Source organism: Lysinibacillus sp. GW821-FHT14F06 (assembly GCF_058803665.1).
Genome location: NZ_JBXAPF010000006.1, coordinates 1 through 20,793 on the forward strand (window position 1 = coordinate 1; position 20,793 = coordinate 20,793).

12 protein-coding genes and 3 pseudogenes are annotated in these 20,793 nt (G+C 31.9%); 2 read left to right on the forward strand and 13 right to left on the reverse strand.

The features are described from left to right. Positions 1 to 551 precede the first annotated feature (551 nt). From AC1RNS_RS07145 to AC1RNS_RS07200, 12 genes and pseudogenes are all read right to left on the reverse strand, one after another. Entirely contained in the window at positions 552 to 1,154 is a 603-nt protein-coding gene (locus AC1RNS_RS07145) for a hypothetical protein (protein WP_492991625.1), read from the reverse strand. Then, a complete protein-coding gene (locus tag AC1RNS_RS07150) occupies positions 1,142 to 3,514 on the reverse strand; it encodes a RecQ family ATP-dependent DNA helicase (RefSeq protein ID WP_492991828.1) in 2,373 nt (790 codons plus the stop codon). Before AC1RNS_RS07150 ends, AC1RNS_RS07145 begins: the two co-directional genes overlap by 13 nt. 342 nt (positions 3,515 to 3,856) lie before the next feature. Beyond that, positions 3,857 to 4,405: pseudogene (locus AC1RNS_RS07155) on the reverse strand (DUF559 domain-containing protein); the annotation flags it as partial. A 155-nt stretch (positions 4,406 to 4,560) separates the two neighbouring features. Further along, on the reverse strand, positions 4,561 to 4,791 hold the full coding sequence (locus tag AC1RNS_RS07160) for a hypothetical protein (protein WP_492991626.1): 231 nt from the start codon (positions 4,789 to 4,791) through the stop codon (positions 4,561 to 4,563). A 187-nt stretch (positions 4,792 to 4,978) separates the two neighbouring features. Next, a pseudogene (gene tnpB, locus AC1RNS_RS07165) lies at positions 4,979 to 5,281 on the reverse strand (IS66 family insertion sequence element accessory protein TnpB); the annotation flags it as partial. A 46-nt stretch (positions 5,282 to 5,327) separates the two neighbouring features. Then, on the reverse strand, positions 5,328 to 5,522 hold the full coding sequence (locus tag AC1RNS_RS07170) for a hypothetical protein (protein ID WP_492991627.1): 195 nt from the start codon (positions 5,520 to 5,522) through the stop codon (positions 5,328 to 5,330). A 637-nt stretch (positions 5,523 to 6,159) separates the two neighbouring features. Further along, positions 6,160 to 7,167, reverse strand: coding sequence for a YcjF family protein (locus tag AC1RNS_RS07175; protein WP_492991628.1), 1,008 nt, complete (start codon positions 7,165 to 7,167; stop codon positions 6,160 to 6,162). A 251-nt stretch (positions 7,168 to 7,418) separates the two neighbouring features. After that, positions 7,419 to 8,342, reverse strand: coding sequence for a hypothetical protein (locus tag AC1RNS_RS07180; RefSeq protein ID WP_492991629.1), 924 nt, complete (start codon positions 8,340 to 8,342; stop codon positions 7,419 to 7,421). Between the two features lie 675 nt (positions 8,343 to 9,017). Further along, positions 9,018 to 10,787: a DUF262 domain-containing protein gene (locus AC1RNS_RS07185; protein ID WP_492991630.1), complete on the reverse strand. Its 1,770-nt coding sequence runs from the start codon at positions 10,785 to 10,787 to the stop codon at positions 9,018 to 9,020. A 117-nt stretch (positions 10,788 to 10,904) separates the two neighbouring features. Then, positions 10,905 to 11,126, reverse strand: a complete 222-nt coding sequence (locus AC1RNS_RS07190) for a hypothetical protein (RefSeq protein ID WP_492991631.1) — start codon at positions 11,124 to 11,126, stop codon at positions 10,905 to 10,907. A gap of 625 nt (positions 11,127 to 11,751) precedes the next feature. Then, entirely contained in the window at positions 11,752 to 12,909 is a 1,158-nt protein-coding gene (locus tag AC1RNS_RS07195) for a DNA cytosine methyltransferase (RefSeq protein ID WP_492991632.1), read from the reverse strand. Continuing rightward, a complete protein-coding gene (locus AC1RNS_RS07200) occupies positions 12,891 to 14,765 on the reverse strand; it encodes a DNA methyltransferase (RefSeq protein ID WP_492991633.1) in 1,875 nt (624 codons plus the stop codon). The genes AC1RNS_RS07195 and AC1RNS_RS07200 overlap by 19 nt, the downstream gene beginning before the upstream one ends. A 160-nt stretch (positions 14,766 to 14,925) precedes the next feature. On the opposite strand from AC1RNS_RS07200, the gene AC1RNS_RS07205 reads away from it, so the two are divergent. Together AC1RNS_RS07205 and AC1RNS_RS07210 are read left to right on the forward strand one after the other, a co-directional pair. Continuing rightward, positions 14,926 to 16,515, forward strand: coding sequence for a DUF8727 domain-containing protein (locus AC1RNS_RS07205; RefSeq protein WP_492991830.1), 1,590 nt, complete (start codon positions 14,926 to 14,928; stop codon positions 16,513 to 16,515). A gap of 9 nt (positions 16,516 to 16,524) precedes the next feature. Further along, positions 16,525 to 18,225, forward strand: a complete 1,701-nt coding sequence (locus tag AC1RNS_RS07210; protein WP_492991634.1) for a DUF2357 domain-containing protein — start codon at positions 16,525 to 16,527, stop codon at positions 18,223 to 18,225. Positions 18,226 to 18,439: 214 nt separating this feature from the next. On the opposite strand, the pseudogene AC1RNS_RS07215 reads toward AC1RNS_RS07210, so the two are convergent. Next, positions 18,440 to 18,547: pseudogene (locus AC1RNS_RS07215) on the reverse strand (hypothetical protein); the annotation flags it as partial. Positions 18,548 to 20,793: the final 2,246 nt, after the last annotated feature.

Sequence of the window (20,793 nt, forward strand, 5' to 3'; positions counted from 1 at the left end):
TAAACTTTTATTATCCATTTGGATCCCCTTTCGTACGAAGTCGGTTGACCAGACCTGAATTCATTGTACGGCTGGGGTTTTTTTCTTGTTCATAGCTAGAAGCTCTTTCCCCCTCGAATAGCGAGGGTTTTCAAAAGATACAATAAAGCATAACGTTTTTTGGAACTATTCTGTCTCCAATGTATGGAGATGGGGGGTCTACCTACTAATTCGAGAAACTTTATTATAGCAACGTTCATAAAGTCATTTTCACATTCAAAAAATGTTCTTACAAAGAGATTAATAAGGTTTACTAAAATAGCTTACGGAGATAAGACTTTTTTATTATCCAGTTCCTGTTAAATTATGTCTATCTTTAGTACAACAAACTGATTCAATGTTTTTATTGTAATAAACTAGTTTTATGTAGTTTCAATGTTTCATGACTAATCTGATTTTCTATCGATTCCTTCAGTCACAATTTTTTCATAGACTTCCATATATTTTTCTAATACCTCCAGTAAATTGTAACAAAATAATAATTACTATACTCTGTATCAAACTTATAGGATTCACACAATCCTTATTAATATAATTGCTATTAAAAGAATAGATGTCATAAAAATTCCAATTTTCTCTATTCGTTTTACCGACTGCCTCTGATTTTCAGTAGATAGTTGAACTGTTTCTTTCAGATCCAAATTTTTCTGCTCTAGCTGATTGATTTGGCATTGTAACTCAATAATCGAATTATTTACTGTAGATACCGTAGAAGACATAGAAACTACCTGTTGTTCAAGTAAATTAGTTTTTAATTGAAGTTCGCGGACATCTTTTCCAACTATAGATGCCTCTTGCTTAATCATCCCAATTTGTTCTTTTAAGTAATGCTCTGTCTCTGAAAAAGAGCTTACCACCGTAGAATTTAGTTCTTTAAACCGATCTTCATTTTTCTTTAATTGAGATTGGAATTCCTCCGTTTTATCAGTAAATTGCGATTGGATAGCTTCAAGCGTTTCAGTTGTCTCCTTAACATGCACTAACTGCTTCTCCACCAATAGATGTTGAGCCTCGATTTCCTGTAAATATGTTGATGCTTTTTTAACATTTTTAATTTCGTTGCCTAATTCATCAATATATGTTTCCAATGTTTCAATGTTATCTAATTGTCCCATGGATAATCACCACCAGTTCTAACTTCTTTAATTTTTGAACTAACATGTTTTACAAGTTGACCATAAGAGAAGTCATCTTCGAATGATTTATAAACAATCTTTTTATCTTCTACCAAATCAAATCCGCTAGTTAATAGAACTTCACTTAAAATTACTTTTTCTTCCTTTGTTAAAAACCCATTTGCTATATCTACAATTGATAACAATATTTCTTTTCGAAGCCCTTCTTCTAATGTAACAATATGTTTAATAGATTGGATTAAACGCTGTTTAGATTCTTGATTTAAAGAACCTTTACTAATTAAAGAAGTAAATCCTTCAATTAAATTTAAAGCGGGGTCATTTTTATAACTTTCTAAAAACCGACTTAGTGTAATAGATAAATCTTTTATCTCAATCTCATTTTTAGGTACAATTTTCTCGTTTGTTTCAACATAATAGATTTTCCACCAATTATTTAAATTATGTGGATTCGCAACTGTCTTTTCTAATAAATATACATCGTCATTACGTTTGAAATATGTTTCTAATTTATGTTGAAAATCATTTGAGTCGTTAAACTCTAATACATAATTAAACATATTTTTTAATGATTGTTTACGAGAATATATAACATTATCGTTATACCATTTGAGTAAAATATAAGCATATTTATTTAAAGGTGAGACAGTATGACTTTCATAAACCCTTAAATAATCCAACAACTCCGGGTTGTTGGATATAGCTGCTTCAGTAAATGTAGAATCATATTTTTGAATATGTTTAAAAACACTTTCCTTAATTTTAGCTTCATCATAATCATTCACATTCACAATAATAATATTTGTCTTCCAATCGATTACCCAATCATCTACAAGTCCAAGCAATGCCAGCCTGTATATTATTTTTTCATTATCGCCTTGTTTTGGGATATGCACTATTGCATTATCTCTCAGATACTCATAATAAAAATGACAGACTATTGATGTTTCTTCCTCAACATCCTTTAATCCTTGTTTCATTAAAAACATGATACTATTTAAATCGCCTTGTAAAACTCTTGTAGTTTTTTCTATTTCAGCTAATTTCGTATTTAAACCAAATAAAATGTTTCTTTGTTCGTCTGTTAACCGATCTTTTGTAAATAAAATATAACAGTCAGATTCGGAACGATCCCTTCCTGCGCGACCTGCCTCTTGATAATATGATTCAAGAGAAGATGGAATACCATAATGAATTACTGTACGTACATCTGGCTTATCAATCCCCATACCAAATGCCTTAGTAGCAGCTAATACATCTATTTCGTTATTCATAAATGCTCTTTGAACACTCTCTTTATATTTTGCAAAGTCCTGTGTCTCAAAGTCTTTTGGTTTACTCCCACTATAAAAAGCTGTTTTTAGTCCCAATTGATTTCTCAATTGATTACTTAGCTTGAAACATCCGTTATGCCCACCTGCTGTTTGTGTAAAAACAATCAATGGGGCGTGAAGGTGAGAGTGTTTATTTTCTTGTACCAACTTAGCTAACTTATCTTGTTTTTCAAATTTGGTCGCCTCAACAACATGAAAATGTAACTCTTTTCGTGTAAAGTCCGAAATCGTTTTTACGTTTTGGCTAGAAATATCTAATTCATTACGAATATCTTGTAATACTTTTGATGAAGCTGTTGCCGTTAATGCTAAAAAAGTTGCTGTTGGCGCATATCTTCGTATTGTTCGAGCTAGCGCTAAATAAGATGTACGAAAATCATGTCCCCACTCTGATAAACAATGGGCTTCATCGATAACAGCATATGCGAATTGCTTTTTTGCTTGAATCATCTGGATACGATTGCGAAATTCTTGCTGTTGAAACCTTTCAGGCGAAATGACTAAAAATAAAATTCTCCCCACTGTAAAACCTACTAAATTATCTGATGCTATTTGAGGTGGCAAATCTCCATTAATATAATCAATACAATCAACAAAGTGTTTTTTCTTTAAGTTTTCAACTTGATCGACCATTAACGATTTTATTGGTGCAACGACAAAGCTAATCGCTGGCTGTAAAAAAATACAAATTTGATATGTTAAAGATTTTCCTCCACCTGTTGGTAAAAGTCCCACAGTGTCATTACGATTTAATGTGTTAATAATAATATCAGTTTGTCCTGCATTAAATGATTTAAATCCATAAAGCATATCTAATATATATTGAAGAGACGGCAAATGTTGCTCTTCTTTTATTGCATAATTTACGATATAACCTGTATTCATTACACGATAATTTTTTTCTTCAAAATAATCATCCCGTATATAAATGATAGAGGGGTCATTTAATGTGTCGTCCCAATACTTCCCAACTAAATTATCAATACAAATGTATTCTTTTTTCATTGAAGAATGCACATATATTTTAGGAAGTGAACAGAATTCATTAAACAGTCCTCCAATAACTTCTAACCATTTATTTAAATCCTCCAAAGCTAGTTGAAGTGATTGAGCCTGTTGCTGGTTACTTACTGCAAAATCCCATTGTTTATCGCTAAATCTAAGACGCTCACCTTTAATTAATTCTATAAGCAAAATTTGGAAGCGGTATATTTCAGTTAATTGATAGTGCAATTTATATGTAGATGGGTTTTCTAAATACTTTTCGAACAATTTAATGTTTGATTCGTGTTTAAAGTAGATATCTCTAAGTTTTATGATAAGTTCACTGTAATCATTATTTTTAATTTGTACAGTCGAAATACGAATAACATCAATATCGTATTTATTTAATAACTTATCTCGCACTCGATCCAACTTTTTTTGTTGCCTATCTTCATGGCCAATACCATCAACTTCTATAACTAGTTTTAGCAGTGGGCTATAAAAATCTACTTGCTGCTTTTCAAAATTAATATTAGGAATAATTGAAGTGATTGGACATTCTGCAATAAATAAATCTGCTAAAAAGCCCTTTTGCTTAAAAATTTGACGTAAATCCTCAAAAAACTTCAAAGCAGGATAAAACTGATTCACTTCATCTCCCCGAATAGAGCGACTCCAATCTGTTGGTAAAGATTGAATAATTCGAACATCATCCATTTCACGTAGGTAAGATCGCTCTAAATTAAGCTTCTTACGTATGAATGGTGTTGCAATCGTTGGATTTCCTCTCACAATAAAATTTTGAATTATAGAAAGGATAGGATTATCCATAGTCTGAGAAACATGGTGAGGTAAATTTTTAATTACAAAATGGTTATTCACTTTCGAGTAACCTGAATTAAAATGAAACATTAAATACACCCTTTAAAATATATATTGTCTACACGAAAATAAATTATTATGTATACTTTAACACATTCTTCTTATATGCATGTTCAATATGCTGGATGCGCATCATTATTGCAGGAATTTTGCTTCTTCACGCGCAATCGTTGTACCAGCTTCAGTCATTTGACCAAGGCAACAGTCACATTGTGTGTTTTCAGGATGATGATGAATTTCTTCGATTTCCATTCCATCACGAAACGTTTATGTAGTTTACGAACAACTGTATACGTAACAGTTGACGTCGTGACGACTTCGAATAAAGAGCCTTTCCCATCCGGTGCTGGATACTTTGACTTTTCTGATTTAGAACCGTATAACGTCTTTGTTAATTGGCGAACTTGTTCAGTCAACGCTTCAATTCGTTGCAGTAATTCTTTATTTTGTTTAGATAATCTCCATTTTGCTGTTTCATTTACGCTAATTGTTCTTCAAGAAGTTGAACAACTTTATCAGTTGTAATAGAAGTGTTTCTCAAATCATTCACCACATTTCGTTCAGTATCAGATATGGATGATTATACCATCTTGATAAATGGATTTAAAATACATTTTTTGCTGATTTTGCAATAGCTTTTGGTCGCTGGAGTGATAATTCTGCTAAGAGCCAGCAAAGCTTCTGTTGTGAAAGGTTACGCACTTCCTTTTCATCTTTTTGCCATTGCAGTTTCCCATTTTCTAACCGTTTATAGAGTATGGCAAAGCCAACCTCATCGAAGTACAAACATTTATAGCGATCCTTGTTCGTTCCAGAAAATAAGAAAATGGAATCGCTATAGGGGTCCAGTTCAAAAGAATCCTGAATAAGTGTAGCGAGACCATCAATGCCTTTTCGCATATCCGTCTTGCCACAAAAATATAGATGTTCTGCACTTTCGTGAAATCATGCTTCATTGTTTATTCAGCTCCTTTATGATCATTTGGATGATGCGCTCATCTACGCCGTTGAAGAAGGAAATTTCAATACCACTTGTTTTAATGATACAGCTTGGTTCAGAGGAAACTTGCGTTGAATTGATAAAAGAATACTTGTCCGTGATGGGATCCAGTGTCACAGGGACGATTGTTAGTTTAGTAGTTGACATAAAGAAGCACCCCCTTTAATTGATACGTCTATCGTACCGGAGGTGCCTAGTTATTTATATGCGTTATTTGAATATGGGCTTACCTTTCTGCTTATATTCAAAAAACCCCCCTATTCATCATATGAATTAGAAGGTTTATAAACACCTTCATCAAGTTACCCTAACTCTTATAAACATTGATTTAACAGCATTTCTACTGCTAAATACTATGTATGGAGACGGCGGGAATTTAAACTGATTGCTTATAAATCTAGTCACATCAACGTTTCTAAGCACTTCTAATTATTATTAGCCAGATTATAACCAGACGTGTTAACACCGTATTAAAAACCACCATACAGGGAAATTAGCTTATTCTTATTGTTAAAAGCAAATACTTAACAAAATTCGTGAATCCTATAAATATTATGGTTTACGATAATCATTCGAATGAAATGTTAGTTAGGTAACATTCTTGTACTTATTAGAAGAATTTAAATTCATCTGTAGCAAGTGTAATTATAGCTACTTCGACCATTTAAGCTATTTGTATAAATAAAAAAGAGTTAGGCACAGATATACCAGCTAAATTCTCTAGAAAGTCCTATCCAATCAAATGTTATAGGTAACTCCCTTGGTATGTACCTAGCACCTCTGTTTAGTTCTTTTGTTTTTCCAAAAACATACTATATATCAATTGTAATTGATCAGCATTTATTTCTATATTATTTTCGTACATGTATTTAACTGCGTATCCTAAAGCAAGCGTAGTAGCACCAGCAACACTAGCCCCTATAGCTGATCCAGCACCTGGAATAAACTTTACAATCTGTCTAAATGCAGATTTACCTAAATTACCAACTACAGTAGCTAAAATTAAATCCTTTGCGTTATCTTTTGATAAGGGTTTATCATATAACGTAGCTAACTTAAGCATCATACCCACCTGAATTCCTGTTATAGGTATAATATCTGACCCAGGAATGGGAGAAGCACCTATAACTGCCGCTGAAGCCCCTGCTCCAACAATCCATTTATTTGCAACAGAACTTCTATTTTTTAAATGCTTTCCCATTAAAATATCCTTTGACTTTTTTCTAAGTATATTTAAAAGATGTTTTTGTAACATCTCTATATTCTCACCTGTTTTAGACGATATTGGTGCGATTGGATACTGATTATAAGTTTTATCTTCTATATATTTGACTAATGAAGGTACATCTTCTGCCGCATCTATCTTATTCAAAACAATAACTATATCTTTATTAGTTTTAGAAATATCTTTAAGATTTTTCAGTTCATTTTCTGATAATACTGTACCAGCAGCATTTAAAAAAAATAAGATAACATCTGCATTTTTATAGTATTCAAGTGTTACGTTGGAATTTTCTTTATGAACATCATCTAAACCAGGAGTATCTACAAAAATAATATTTTCTTTATACGGTATTTCTTTAATTTCAACCGTTTCTCCAGGTTTGGCTCCTACAATAGCCACTTCTTCATTCATTAGTTTATTAATAGTAGAAGACTTTCCACAATTAACGTCTCCTACTAAAGCCAGTAAAATTTTTTGAGATAACTGAGCATTTATTTCTTCTGTTTCTTTTTCAAAAGCTTCTTCAAATACTTTATTAAATTCTTCCATATTAATTAGATTCGTCATAATCTCACCTCGGTTATATAATAATTTAATAATAACATTTTTTAACATATATAACTAAGATAACATTATTTTATTTAAATACTACAAATATATAACACTTATTGTTTTGTACGATTTTTTTATACAACAAAACCAATAATGCCTGCTGTTTAATATTTCAAAGGACCACGCTATTATAAATTAAAAAATACCATTGCTTAGTACATACTAGGCAATCGTATTTTGCTTTTCACTGAAGAAATTTCTCCTACTTAAAAAACAGCCTGCTTCACTAAGCTTTCTAAATAATCAAGCTTGTACTTAGGCGGAATCGTAATCGGATTTATTCCATGCTCATTAAACAGCTTCAGATATTTTCGATAAGTGCTATCTGAATAATACTTAGCAGGTGTATCTAAGTTTCCTTTAGAAACATATTTTGCGAATTTTTTCATTTCTAATTTTTCTCTAATTGATAAATCCATTGCAGCAATCATTGCCTCTAACATAGGATAAGAATAAAAATCACCAGTAGGGCAAATGTTCAAGATGTACTTGTTCACATAGTTGGTGTATTTTTCTTTTTTAAAATAATCCTTTAAAAACCGTAGCTCTCCTTTTTTATATTTTTTGTACTTCAAATGATCTTTTTTAACACACACCTCAAATCTCATCATCCCTCTTTCCCACATCTCAACATGTTCATTTTTATCTCTACGTTCTTGTTCCTTATCATAGAAGATAACATGAATGCTTTTACATTGATGATATTGTGAAGTAAAATAAATCTTTTTTTCCAAGTGAACCTTTTTCTTTTTTAACTTCCTGAATAATTCAAAGTAAATGTTCCTAATATTTTCATCGGAAACCTCAATATCAAATCGATAATCAATTCTACTAAGATTATGTTCCTCGAATAACTGTTCATCCCCATAAACGATACTCAATGCTCCTTTAATATAACGTTCAACTCGCTCATAATCACTTTCTTCTATATTCCCTTTATTTAAAATCAAAGGAATATCTATTACCATCTTGCAAGATGCATTAAGGTTATTTGAGTATTCCACACTACTAATCCCTTTCATCATATACCTGTGTAAAATTTGGTTTATCGGTTCCTTGCCATAGTGATCCTTTCTAAAATTTATGTGTTCGTAATCTAGTTGTATTGAAAACTCTGCTGTATGAATCATATTTTCCCTCCTCTTTTGAAGCAGATGATTTTCTATTTAACGTATTTATATCAACGCATTTCCGTTTCTTTCTTACGCCAAATCACCCGCTTATTTACGTCTCTTAACTGCTCATATTTCAAGTGACTTTTCATTCTACAAAAGTCCGAGAGAAACTATTCAAAAAATATTCTCCACACTATGCTTGTCAATTAAAAAATGCTATACACAATAATCTGGTTATGCATAAAAATATGAATATTTATGCTTTACATAGGGGTTCGTTATGATGAAATACTTTGCCGAAGGAGATTTATAATAGTATTTATCAACCTAAATTAACAAAAAGACGTTTGAATAATATTACAAAAAAACGAGTATACTTCGTTGCCATTTATGATATAAACTGAATGCCAAATTCATTTAGACAAAATCTATTTCCAGTGTTACTTTGAAAACAATTTAAGAGAGAAAAAACGGAGGGAGTTAAAAAAATATGCAAAAAAAATCCTACACCAATTACGATGTAGGGTAGGCATTTAATATAAGTTGAAAGTAGGTTTTTATGACCGTTATTCTCGGCAATGTTGTCTTATAAGTTGATTAGTATTTTTTTAATCCATGCTAATCGCATTGAGAATCATATAATCGAATATATACAGTTAATAAGATAGTCAACGTGATTTGCAGTACACTTTAAATTAAACCTTTACTTTTAAGTTCTTCAATCATCTTTAATTCTTCAGCCGTTGGAACTGGAGAGGTTTCATCCTGAGCAGAGGTATTAGGTTGATTTAATCCCCAATCATTTAGTATGATTAATAGCTCCTCAGAAATCCTAATATCTCTCTCTCGAATTTCATTTAACCCCCAATCATTATGATTTTTAGAAAGATTAAGTACTAGTTGGACTTTTGATTTTTCATAGCTTTGTTGCTTCTTTTTAAAATATCCATTTCCTGCAATAATGTTTAGTTTTTTCTCAAATGGAACCTTATTTCCAATATGTTCTACTAATTCTTGTACTTCGCTTTCAGAGTTATTAGGAAAGTAATTTGTTTGCCATTTTTGAGGCAAGATATGCTCTATTTCCCACTTTTCAGGTAGTATATCGTTCTGACTTTGATAAGCAAGAATCTTTAATATCATTCGAACCGTATTACGATGAGCGTGCTTGATTTTATCTTTTAATTCTTGTTCACTTACTTTAGAAAAATCAAATGTTGGAATTGGAGATTTGATTATTTCAGAGTTTAAATTCAAAATCCCTCTCTTGACAGCATTAATAGTCGGGGTAACTATATATCTCGCTGCCAATACTGCAAGTAGTTTCTTTAGAAATTTCAAAAATAGTTCTTCAAAATCTTCCGAATCATTGTATTTAAGATAATATATAACAACTGGGTACTTCCAAAATTCATTAGGATATGAAGTTAATATATCTAGTACTTGTTTAATTTCAATATTTTTCGACCATTCTTCATCTTCAATTTCTACACGATTATTCACTACAAGCCATAGGTTAAGCACAGTACTCAAATTTCCCATCACATCGCTCTTGTATAACTGTTCAAAATTATTTCTTGAATAGTATTTTCTTATCCCTGGTGTTGTGGTATTTCTATCGTTTTCTAACGCTCTCAAATAGAACATATAATAATAAAACAGTTTTTGAATACTTTCATTCGCATTAGTTGCTTCATCGTCAAGTTTCTGCCATTGCTCAATGAAAATTGCTTTCCCATTAGTATCTAACTGATTGTAAATCTTAGCTTTAAAAATATCTGCATCTGATAAAGCTAATCCTCTATCGTTCAAAGTGGAGAAAATTGTTAATGCTGTATCTTGGGAATCTGCCGTAATAGGTAATAAAATCGCTTTATTTAGTACATTTCGAATGAACCAGAAAAACAACTCTGGCTCACTTGTAGCATACTTCTCTATTAGCTCTGTAAATAATCTGTAGTTTAACGAATAGTTATCTTTAGCCAAACTCTCAACATTGCCTGTAATAAGTATTTCTGAAAAAACTTTGTTTCCTTCGTCTCTCATTACTCTGGATTCAATAAGTGTTTTTTCGAAATCGACCTCAGCAGTTAATTCATCTTGTTCCCACAATGCAGATTCAATTTGTCCCTTAAAGTTTTTAACTTCTTTTGTTTCTGTCATTGAATTTAGTTTTGAATAAAGTGCACGTAGTAATAAAAACAAAGAGGTAATTCGCTGTTGACCATCTATAATTTCTTGTTCGCCATTCTCATTTTCATAAGAAACAATTGTCCCTAGAAAATAAGTACTTTCGTTATTATTTTCTGTATATTCTACTAAGTCCTCAAAGATCGTTTGAATTTGTTCATCTGACCAAGCATATGGACGTTGATACTCAGGAATAATGAACTTATTAACTTTTCCTGTTTCTAATAATTGTTTAACACTTTGTTTGTTCACTTCTATTGTCGTTGCCACTTCCTATTCCCCTTTCTGTTTCACCCCAATAATACTAAATACAATTTTAATACATCTTTTACTATTTACAAATATTAATCATCAAAAATACGTTAATTCACCAATACTTAAAGCTAATCAACTCACTCCTAATGCCTTAGAAACCGCATCTATCGGATCTGAATAGAAGATTGATTGAACTTTTACAATTAAATCTGCTAGGATTGTATAGAAGTCACCTGCTGATGGTGCTGGTAGCAGAATTATCTTTGCACCTGCAGCCACACAAACTTGAAGAATATTTGCTGATTCCTCTACTTTCGAAATCGTCCCGCCTACTGTCATATTTCCAACAATCACAAGACCTTCCTGTACAGGTTTCTCTCCTGAACAAAGACCGATTAATGCTGCAATTGCAACCTGAGCAGTTAATCCAATGCCCTATAAGTCTGTAAGATCAATTAAATAATCCTTCGTCTTGGTACTAATCGACCTGCTGACACTCTTACTATTGGCAGTGAAATAACGGAATGCGGTATCAAGGCTATCTTTTACCTCTCGATTAGAGCCTATACCAGCTTTACTCAAACTTGCCTGTGCCACTGATAACTTGGTTTTCTAATTTATAGACACCTATCATACCTGTCAGTTCTTGACCTACAACAGACATGCCCTGGTCGTAATATCCATTTTGCAATAAGCTTTCCACCGCCCTGCTCAGGAACAGCAACATGCTCTTCTTGCATCGTTACTATATCTAAATAAGAAAAATTTAGATTGAAAGGGTATATGGTGATGTAAATAAGTTGGCTGGCAAACTGTTGTTTGTTCGGAATGTTGAAAATGAGTATAGTGTTGATATGGGGAACATTACATATGAAAACATTTTTAAATTTAGGAATGAGACGAACATTCAATTTATTGGTTTTACAAAAGGTGTTTGAATTGAAAATGGTCGCAACAGAAAATCTGTTACGACCAATAATTAAATTTGAGTAGCATCATTTAATGAGCTTACAATGTTTTCACCTATCTTTTTAGCAAGTAATGGAGGTACGGAATTCCCTATTTGCATGCCAATTGTTGTAATATCTCCTAAAAATCGATAATGATCGGGGAACGATTGGATACGTGCTGCTTCACGTGGTGTAATCGTACGATTATCTATAGGATGAGTAATTCTCCCAACAGAAGGTGTATTCAACCTTGTAGTGATTGTATAAGCTGGTTCATTAGGATCCATTCTCCCATAAGCTCCGCTATGAACTGATTTTGTACGCATATGTTCCGGTAAATCCTTCATAGTTTGACCAGGTTTAATCATTTTTAAAATTTCAATTGTAACAGGTTTATGAATGGCACTAATATGATTATAAAAACCTTCATCGGTTACATTTGCACGCATTAACTCTTGATATTCATTTTGTGCTTCTAAAGTGTATTGAGTTGGTTCAATACCTTGTCCACTTTCTAAAGATGGTAAATCACTTAAAGCTTGCCATACTGTTGTATATTGTTCTGCATTTAATGTACTTTTTGGGAATAAATCTTTAGAATTTTTACCCAGGCGATTTCCAATAAAGAATGCTCTTTTTCTTTTTTGAGGTATACCAAATTGCTCTGCTGATAAAATTTCAGCATGAACATTATAACCTAATTTGTCGAAACGCTCTGTTATTTCTTTATAAATTCTGCCATTATCGAAGTTTAAAATTCCTGGTACATTTTCAATAATAAAAACTTTTGGTAATAATTTTTCAACCATTCTTAGGTATTCTAAATACAGTAAATTTCTTTCATCTTCAAAAAAAGGTTTTTGATTTCGGATGCGATAGCCAGCCATACTAAAACCTTGACAAGGAGGACCACCAAAAATAACATCAACCTCTTTATTCTGGCTTTGGAATATGCTCTCAATACTAAGAGGATTAGTTACTTCAGAAATATCTTTGTTTAATGCAGGAACATTTCGAATATCATCGTTAATAGTTACAGTATGGGGGTGATTAAATTCATATGTTTTAGCGATTTTCTCATCATATTCCACAGCTGCTATTACATTTATACCGGCTAATTCCATGCCTAAAGAAAATCCTCCGGCACCTGAGAAAAGGTCTAATGCGTTTATTTTTTTATTTTCCATACGTAATAATCCCCTAACTTTGTGTTGCTCTCATCTTTAATATACTGATAATTTTCCTTAAGTATTTTTTCAATATCGATTGCTTTGCTATTTTCGTCGAAATAACACTCTTCTTCCGTGACAAGTGGAATTAATTTTTCATACAGCTTTGAAGGTGTAATTGTCTCATGTGTTGTAATAATATTCGAAATAAGTTGTTTTAAAAATTCGATATTATCTCTGTTTTCGTATTTCTTTTGCCGTACTGAATTTTGTTCAAGTGGTTTCCATAATGTATAGATAAAATCACCAGTAAGTGTATTCATTTTATTGATACCTTGTGTACCAGAACTAACGGCTTGTTCTTGTAAAATAATTTCTTGTAAAATAAAACCAGCTTCTTTGTATGCATCAATAACTGATTTCCAAACGTTTAAATCTCGATTGTGGAATGTGAATGATAAATAATGACCTGGTTTTAATACGCGATACAGTTCTTTAAATGTATTTAACATTCTTTGAGCGTAATCGATGTAATCTTTGTTTCGGTAGGAATCGACAATAATTTCATTATCATAATCAACGTTATTATTTAACCAACTATTCCAGAATTGGCTTAACGCTAGATAAGCGATACTTTCACCATAGGGTGGATCGGTAAAAATATAATCAATAGAATTATCCGCTAAAAAAAGTAAATTAGAAGAGTCTTGGTTTTCATATGTTAATAAGCCCTGAGAAATGTCTAATAACTCACTTTTCCCTTTGGCTATAGCTTTCATCCTTAGTTTGAAACAATGAAAAATATTTCTTTCTGTATGAATCTTTGGTGTCCAAAATTTACTGATTACCCAACCTGATTTATATGTAGCTTTTTCAATATCTCCAGGAAGCATATTCGAAACATTTGCTAGCATTGATGTAAAGGTAAATAGTAAGAGAGATTTAATTTCCTCATCTTCAACTTCGAAAATCGCATCTCTTAAATGGGATAAGATGATTAGAGCTCGACTTGTGAATAATTCGTCAATTGATTCTTTACCACTACGTTTTACATATTTAAGTACTTTATCTTTTGGGTAAGAAATCTTACCCTCTGAATCTAGTTTTAATTTTTCCTTATGAATTTCCTCATAAGCCTTCTTATCTCGTTCGTCCGCATCTTTAATGAATGTGCCATCATTTATACACTTTCCCTTTATACGAATTAAGCTACCATTTTCCCATATAGCTGTTTCTATATATCCAACATTTTCACAATGAGGGCAAGTAGTTTCATATAGTCGATTTAGTTTCTGAGAGACAGTAGATAAAATGTTATTTGATATATTAGTATAATCTTTTAAGTTAACATTTGATACTGTATTTAGGGCAATAAATTTTGACATAGGGTTAATATCCACGCCAATCCCATGGCGATTTAATTTAATCGCTTCAATAGGAGTCATTCCACTTCCAGCAAAAGGATCTAAAACAGTATCCCCAGGTTTCGTGTAGTGCTCAATATAATCTGCTACAACATTATGAGGCTTACGACCCCAGTATTTATGCATTAAGTAATGTGCCGGGTGTGATTTAGCTGTAATATTTTTTAAAGATTTTTTTTGAGAATCGGAAAAATCCAAATCTAAAGCTAATTGTGATATTGGTAAATTTTCATCATTTGAAGAGCAAGGAGCTATTTTTAAATTTTGCTCTTTAAACGCCAATACTTCTGCTAATTTAAATTTTCTGTAATTGTTGTACTGTATTGTGTAGCAATTTAATTTACCTGTATTAGCTAAACGACGAACTGTTGACTGAGATACACCTAAAATAGTTGCAACCTCTTTAGTACCTATAAAATCTTCGCTACTAACTGTAGAATTAACATCCAAAGCTTTCAACCCTTTCAAAAAAAGTTAGTAACAAAATTATATATTATAATTCTATAGTTTTACAATACCAATATATAGATTCAGAATTTTTAATCAGGATATTGTGGTATAATAGTAGCTACATTATAGGAATATTTGTTAGGAGATGAGCAGTTTGTCAGTGACATTTACAGGATTAAAGCAGTTTTATGAAGCACAACATTTCTACTATTCAGATGAAGTACTATTTAATTTATACAATTCATTAAAGACAAAACCATTCGTTATTTTATCTGGCGTTTCTGGTTCGGGGAAATCAAAAATTATAGATTTATTTGCGGCGTACTTTTCAAAAGAGCTAGCGTATGAAGGGAATTATGAATTAGTACCTGTTAAACCAAATTGGACAGATAGCCGTGCTATATTTGGTTATCATAATATTATTGATGATACATATGCGGTTACACCAGTTATTAAGCTTTTCTTAAGAGCATTGCAAAACCCAGATAAACCTTATTTTTTAGTTTTAGATGAAATGAATTTGGCAAAAGTCGAGCATTATTTTTCAGACTTTTTGAGCCTAATTGAAAGTAGAAAAAATATAGTTAGTGAGAGCAGTTCTGTAACTTATATTTTTAAAGAAGAAAAATTAAGTGAAATTCCGACACTGTCATTGCCAGACTTAACCTTAATTTCTGCAATTGAAATGAACCTGTTCACAAATTATGCCAGTGTCCCAGATATAAGGAACAGTAGACTTTATCGTCTTTGGATGGAGAATAATCCTGGAGAAGTTGTAAAAGAGAATTGGACACCAAGATCTCGTACAGAAGTAAATAATAAAGTGCAGGGACAACCAGGTAGATTTGCTCCTAAATTCTTCATGTCTTCAGAAAATGATGCTGAGTTATATAGATTTAGAACGGAAGCTGAAATTGAAGAATTATTAAATACCCCTAAATCTGGAGAACCAGGTGAAACAGTTTTAAAACAACGAGAAGTAGAACGATTTAAAAATTTATTAAATGATTATTTTAATGAGATTGTTGTAGAAGAAACAAGCTCAATTGTTCAAGAACCGATTGTGTTGCATCAATCAAATATGCCTTTGAAGGTCAATGAAAGCCAAAGTGATTACATTGTCAATACACCATTGTATGATGAGAGTTTAGAAAGCTATTATGTACCAAATAAAATAATAATACCTTTGAATGTTTATGTAGTAGGTACAGTAAATATTGATGAAACAACATATATGTTTAGTCCAAAAGTTCTAGATAGATCTAATGTGCTTGAATTTAATGAAATAGACCTTTATGGTGCCTATGGGTATGATCCAACTGGTGGTGAAGGTAACTCGAGAACAGATTTAACTTTAGCTGAAGATGAGTTGAATTTAATTATTAACCTTGCTACCTCAAAAGAAACGATTTGGGTATCAAGAAATTATCCTACAGAGTTTAAAACATTAGTAGATATCTTTGAAATACTTAAGAGCAAAAATAAACATTTCGGTTATCGTGTGTTTAATGAAATTTCATTGTATATGAAAAATTATGTGACACATATCCCGTCAGATGTAGATCAAGCAATAGACAATCAAATCTTGCAAAAGGTTTTACCAAAATTGAATGGTGATGTAGAAGAATTAGAAGATATTTTATTGAAATTGAAATCAATTATTCCAGCTACATATTCGAAATCGATTACAAAGCTAGATGAAATGATTGATACATTGCAATCGACAGGGTACGTTACTTTCATTAAGTAGGTGAATGACTTGGCCAAAATATATTATAAAATCAAAAGGTTTGATTCATTTATAGTTGTCACTGAAGATGCAACCACTACGGAAGTAGAAACATTTTTAAATGGGGAATCATCTGAATTACGTTCACCAACCAAAACTACTTTAGGGTTTGATGAGGAAAAACAAACTTATTTTATTTATGAATGGAAAACGTATGAGTTAATGGCGATGGAAGATGCACCGTTTAATGAGACGGACTACTTCTATAAGGGGAAACAAAATAAGTTATCCAATACTGCTATATTGAAGTTGGAAAATTTTGTTGGTGTTATTCAGTTTCGTCATCAAATTTTCGAAGTGCATAGCGAAAAACTATCGTATGAGAAGGTACATGATTTAGTCCGATATGTTGATGAAAAGATTACAAAACTGTCTTTAGCATTTAATAGTAATGCTATCTCAAAAAATAAATTTGTTAAAGAGCAAAACGAACAGAATGACTTTAATAAATTTATATTTCTGTATCATTTGTTGAAGAAAGATAAATTGTTAAATGCTATGCAATTAATATTAAGGAATCCTTATCAACAATTTCAAAGCAACGTAGAAGTGATTGACTTTTCGAAGGTTACACAATTTTCATCAGAAAATATGATTGATGCTTTTTCAGGGCAATCACCGTTAGTTAAATGTTCGAGAGATTTACCAATCGTAAAAAAGTTAAAAGGCTTTTATCCAGAAAAAATAAATGAGTATGAAAAAATTGTAAGTAATGATAATAATGAAAATCAATTTGTATTGTTCTTTTTAAAACAATGTATAAAAATTCTCGCTGAATATATTAAAATATTCGAGCAACATGCAGCAAAAGAAAAAATTGTGAATAAAGAATTCATCATTGAATTAAAAGGGTATAAGGCACAGCTCTCAAGGATTACTAAAGGACGATTTTTCCAAGAGGTTGGACGGTTAAGTGTTATCAACCGAAGTTCAACAGTTTTAACAAAGCGGTCAGGGTACAAGCAATTGTATAATTTCTATTTAAATATGAAGTCGATACCGAAACATAGCATCGATGAGAACGATTTCGTCGAGCTTTTTGAAAATAAATCAATTGATAAACTATATGAGTATGTTGCTTTGTTTTATTTAGACGACTACTTGAAAGAAATTTATGGAGTTGATCCACAAGAGGAAAAGTTGAGCATCAGTCATAAAAATTATTCAGTCGTTTTAAATGAAGCGAATGATAAGATTAAGTATAAATACTCAAAAGAGGGTTATCCCACAACGACGCTTTCTTTCCAAAGAAGTTACACGCGTAAGCAAAGTACGTCTTATGCAATTACACAAAATCCAGATTTTTCATTGTTTATTGAGCATAATGGGCAACTTGCAATGTACCATTTTGATACGAAATTTAAAATGAAACTGTTTGATATTGATGAAGAAAAGCTGACAGAACAAAAACGGTATGCTAAAGAGGAAGATTTAAAGTCTATGCATGCATATCGGGATGGGATTATAGGTACTATTGGTGCCTATGTATTGTATCCTGGGAATGACAATTCAAAAAAGATTATCTATACAGATAGTCGAGTTTTCAATGATTCAAACAAGAGCATTAATCCTAATTCGGGCGTAGGTTCTATTCCTTTACAGATCAATGAAGAAAATAACGAATTAAAGCAATTTATAAAAAGTATAATTGAATGGCATATGAAAAATTAAATTTTGCTGTTTAATTTTAACCCCCAACAAAAGTAGATATTCTACATTTGTTGGAGGTTCTTTTTATGATTCTGGTGCAAATATGATTTTGCAGAAACATAGCACCTCATTCTTCTCATCTATGAATTATGATAATACGTCAAATAATCTATGTATGAATTCAATCTCCTTTTTAACAGACTTTCCCCTATAGGGAAGTTGTTCTTTTTTGAGACTATGCATCGCCCCTTCTATCACGACTAATCCACTTGTTAATTTCCACAATTTTCTTAATTAATGAAAGTCGTCTTTTCCCACATTGCTGCTGAACAATTTTTGTAAATACTCCATCCTTTCACTAAATTCGGAAAGCAATCGTTTCTACTTTCCCGTTTTAACTTCAACCATGTCAGCAAGTTTAGTAATGCAATATTTGTCCTATGTGTAAGCGATTGGATAGGGGGATATTGCCGAAGCAATTTTGCCCTTCATCCCTTGATACTAAAGGATTTACAATAAAAAAATGAAATATTTTTTTCAACTTTTTTCCGAAATTTTTTTCAGAATTTAAGCTCTAATTAGGCTAAAATCCCTGGAGGAATCAAATAATAGTTTTTTTAGTCGAATCCTTCCATCGCTAATTAATCCCCTTTGTCCTGGAGGAATGATTCAATAGTTTTTCTAGTCAATTTATTCCAATGATAATTCCCTCTATTCATATAAATGCTGTATATCTTATACCAATTTCATATAAATGCGGCTTGAATATTCAAGAAATCCTATGGCTTTTTTGATATAAGTTGTATAGAAGTTATATAACTTATATTGTTTTTTGCATAAGTTATATAATTGTTATATAACTTTTTTTGCATTATTTTGCTCTGTATGAGCTTTTTCACTGGAAGAATCTAGTTGTAGTTTTTTCGGTCATTCTCTTCTTATTGAATTTTCTTCAAACTTATATAACAGTTGTATAAATGTTATATAAATGTTGTATAACTTATATCATTTTTCATATAATTACGGCACTATTATTCGAGAGCCACCCTATGACTTTTTCGATATAAGTTGTATAAATGTTATATAACTTTTTGGCAGTATAAAATCAAAACTCTATCAATTAAAAAGAAAAAGGCATTTAGACCTCAAATGTAGCTGCTAATCTAAATGCTCTAGTGCCTCTATTTGATTGAAATTATTGTCTTCTGATTTTGATCACTTTACGGCAGGAGTGCTATAAATGTGTACAATTTGTGTCTAAAATGTGACAACTCTGTACAACAAATTCCTATATGTGTGCACGCACTCGTTTTTCCCTTCGAACTAGAGGCAGGTATAGATGTACATACGTCCGTGCGTAAACCTACTTATTGGCGTATCACTTAATGCGAGCTTTACGGATGACTTTCGCTCCAAGCACGCTTATGCCATTTCGTTTAATACACGTACCATGTAAAACCAAAACACTATCAATTAAAAAGAAAAAGGCATTCAGACCTCAAATGCAGCTGCTGATCTGAATGTACCTATACCCCCTGTTTGTTTGAAATTATCGTCTCTTAATTTAGTTCACTTTACGGCAGGAATGTCAAAAATGCGTCTAAAATGTGACAACTCTGTACAACAAATTCCTATATGTGTGCACGCACTCGTTTTTCCCTTCGAACCAGAGGCAGGTATATGTATTCATACGTGCGTAAACCTACCTGTTGTCGGATCACTATAACAAGCAAACTTTACGTATTACTCTCGCTCCGAGCACGCTTATGCCATTTCGTTTAATGGCACGTATCATGGAAAACCCAAACACTTTTAATTAAAAAGAAAAAGGCATTTAGACCTCAAATGAATCTGCTGATCTGAATGCTCTTATATCCCCTACTTATTTAAATTTACTGGCTTATAATTTATTTAGCTTTACAGCAGGAATGCCACAATCGCGTCTAAAATGTTACAACTGTGTACACCAAATTCCTATATGTGCACGCACTCGCTTCCTCCTTCGAACTAGAAGCAGATATTGGCGTATATTCGTGCGTACGTAAGCCTACTTGTTCTCGGATCACTACAAGCGAGCTTTACAGATTACATTCGCTCCAAGCACGCTAATACCATTTCGTTAACTAGCACGTATCATGGAATATCAAATCACTGTTAATTAAAAGAAATCGGTATTTATACCTCAATTGATGCAAGTCTTCCCCTAAGATTTTAGAATTACTTTCATTACTTCAAATCGTTTAGAGTCCACTTTCTTATACTTTATATGACATTTTCTGTCGGTTCCAACCCTAAAATACAAAATAAACATCTCTCTGTAATCCTTCTCCTCAAATATAAAGTTTCCAATCAAACAACATAGCTACGTAATTCAAATGTTTAGAAGTAAACAATTTAATTATCTTAATCCTGGTTTCTGTCGTACTTAGAGTGCTGATGAATTGCTGGTTCTATGTGTCTGACACTTTTTTTATGAATATTCATTTCTGCAAGTGTGTAGAGTATCGTATCTATACTTCAGCTAGCTTCACATCTTACAACCGATATTCAGACGTGTTCGACACTTTTTTATGAATATTCATTTCTGCA

What these genes read in the sequence shown, in the direction of transcription:
- AC1RNS_RS07150 (WP_492991828.1), bottom strand. Translation starts at nt 3,514, where the DNA reads ATGAAAAAAGAATACATTTGTATTGATAATTTAGTTGGGAAGTATTGG.
- AC1RNS_RS07170 (WP_492991627.1), bottom strand. Translation starts at nt 5,522, where the DNA reads ATGTCAACTACTAAACTAACAATCGTCCCTGTGACACTGGATCCCATC.
- AC1RNS_RS07145 (WP_492991625.1), bottom strand. Translation starts at nt 1,154, where the DNA reads ATGGGACAATTAGATAACATTGAAACATTGGAAACATATATTGATGAA.
- AC1RNS_RS07195 (WP_492991632.1), bottom strand. Translation starts at nt 12,909, where the DNA reads ATGGAAAATAAAAAAATAAACGCATTAGACCTTTTCTCAGGTGCCGGA.
- AC1RNS_RS07175 (WP_492991628.1), bottom strand. Translation starts at nt 7,167, where the DNA reads ATGACGAATCTAATTAATATGGAAGAATTTAATAAAGTATTTGAAGAA.
- AC1RNS_RS07180 (WP_492991629.1), bottom strand. Translation starts at nt 8,342, where the DNA reads ATGATTCATACAGCAGAGTTTTCAATACAACTAGATTACGAACACATA.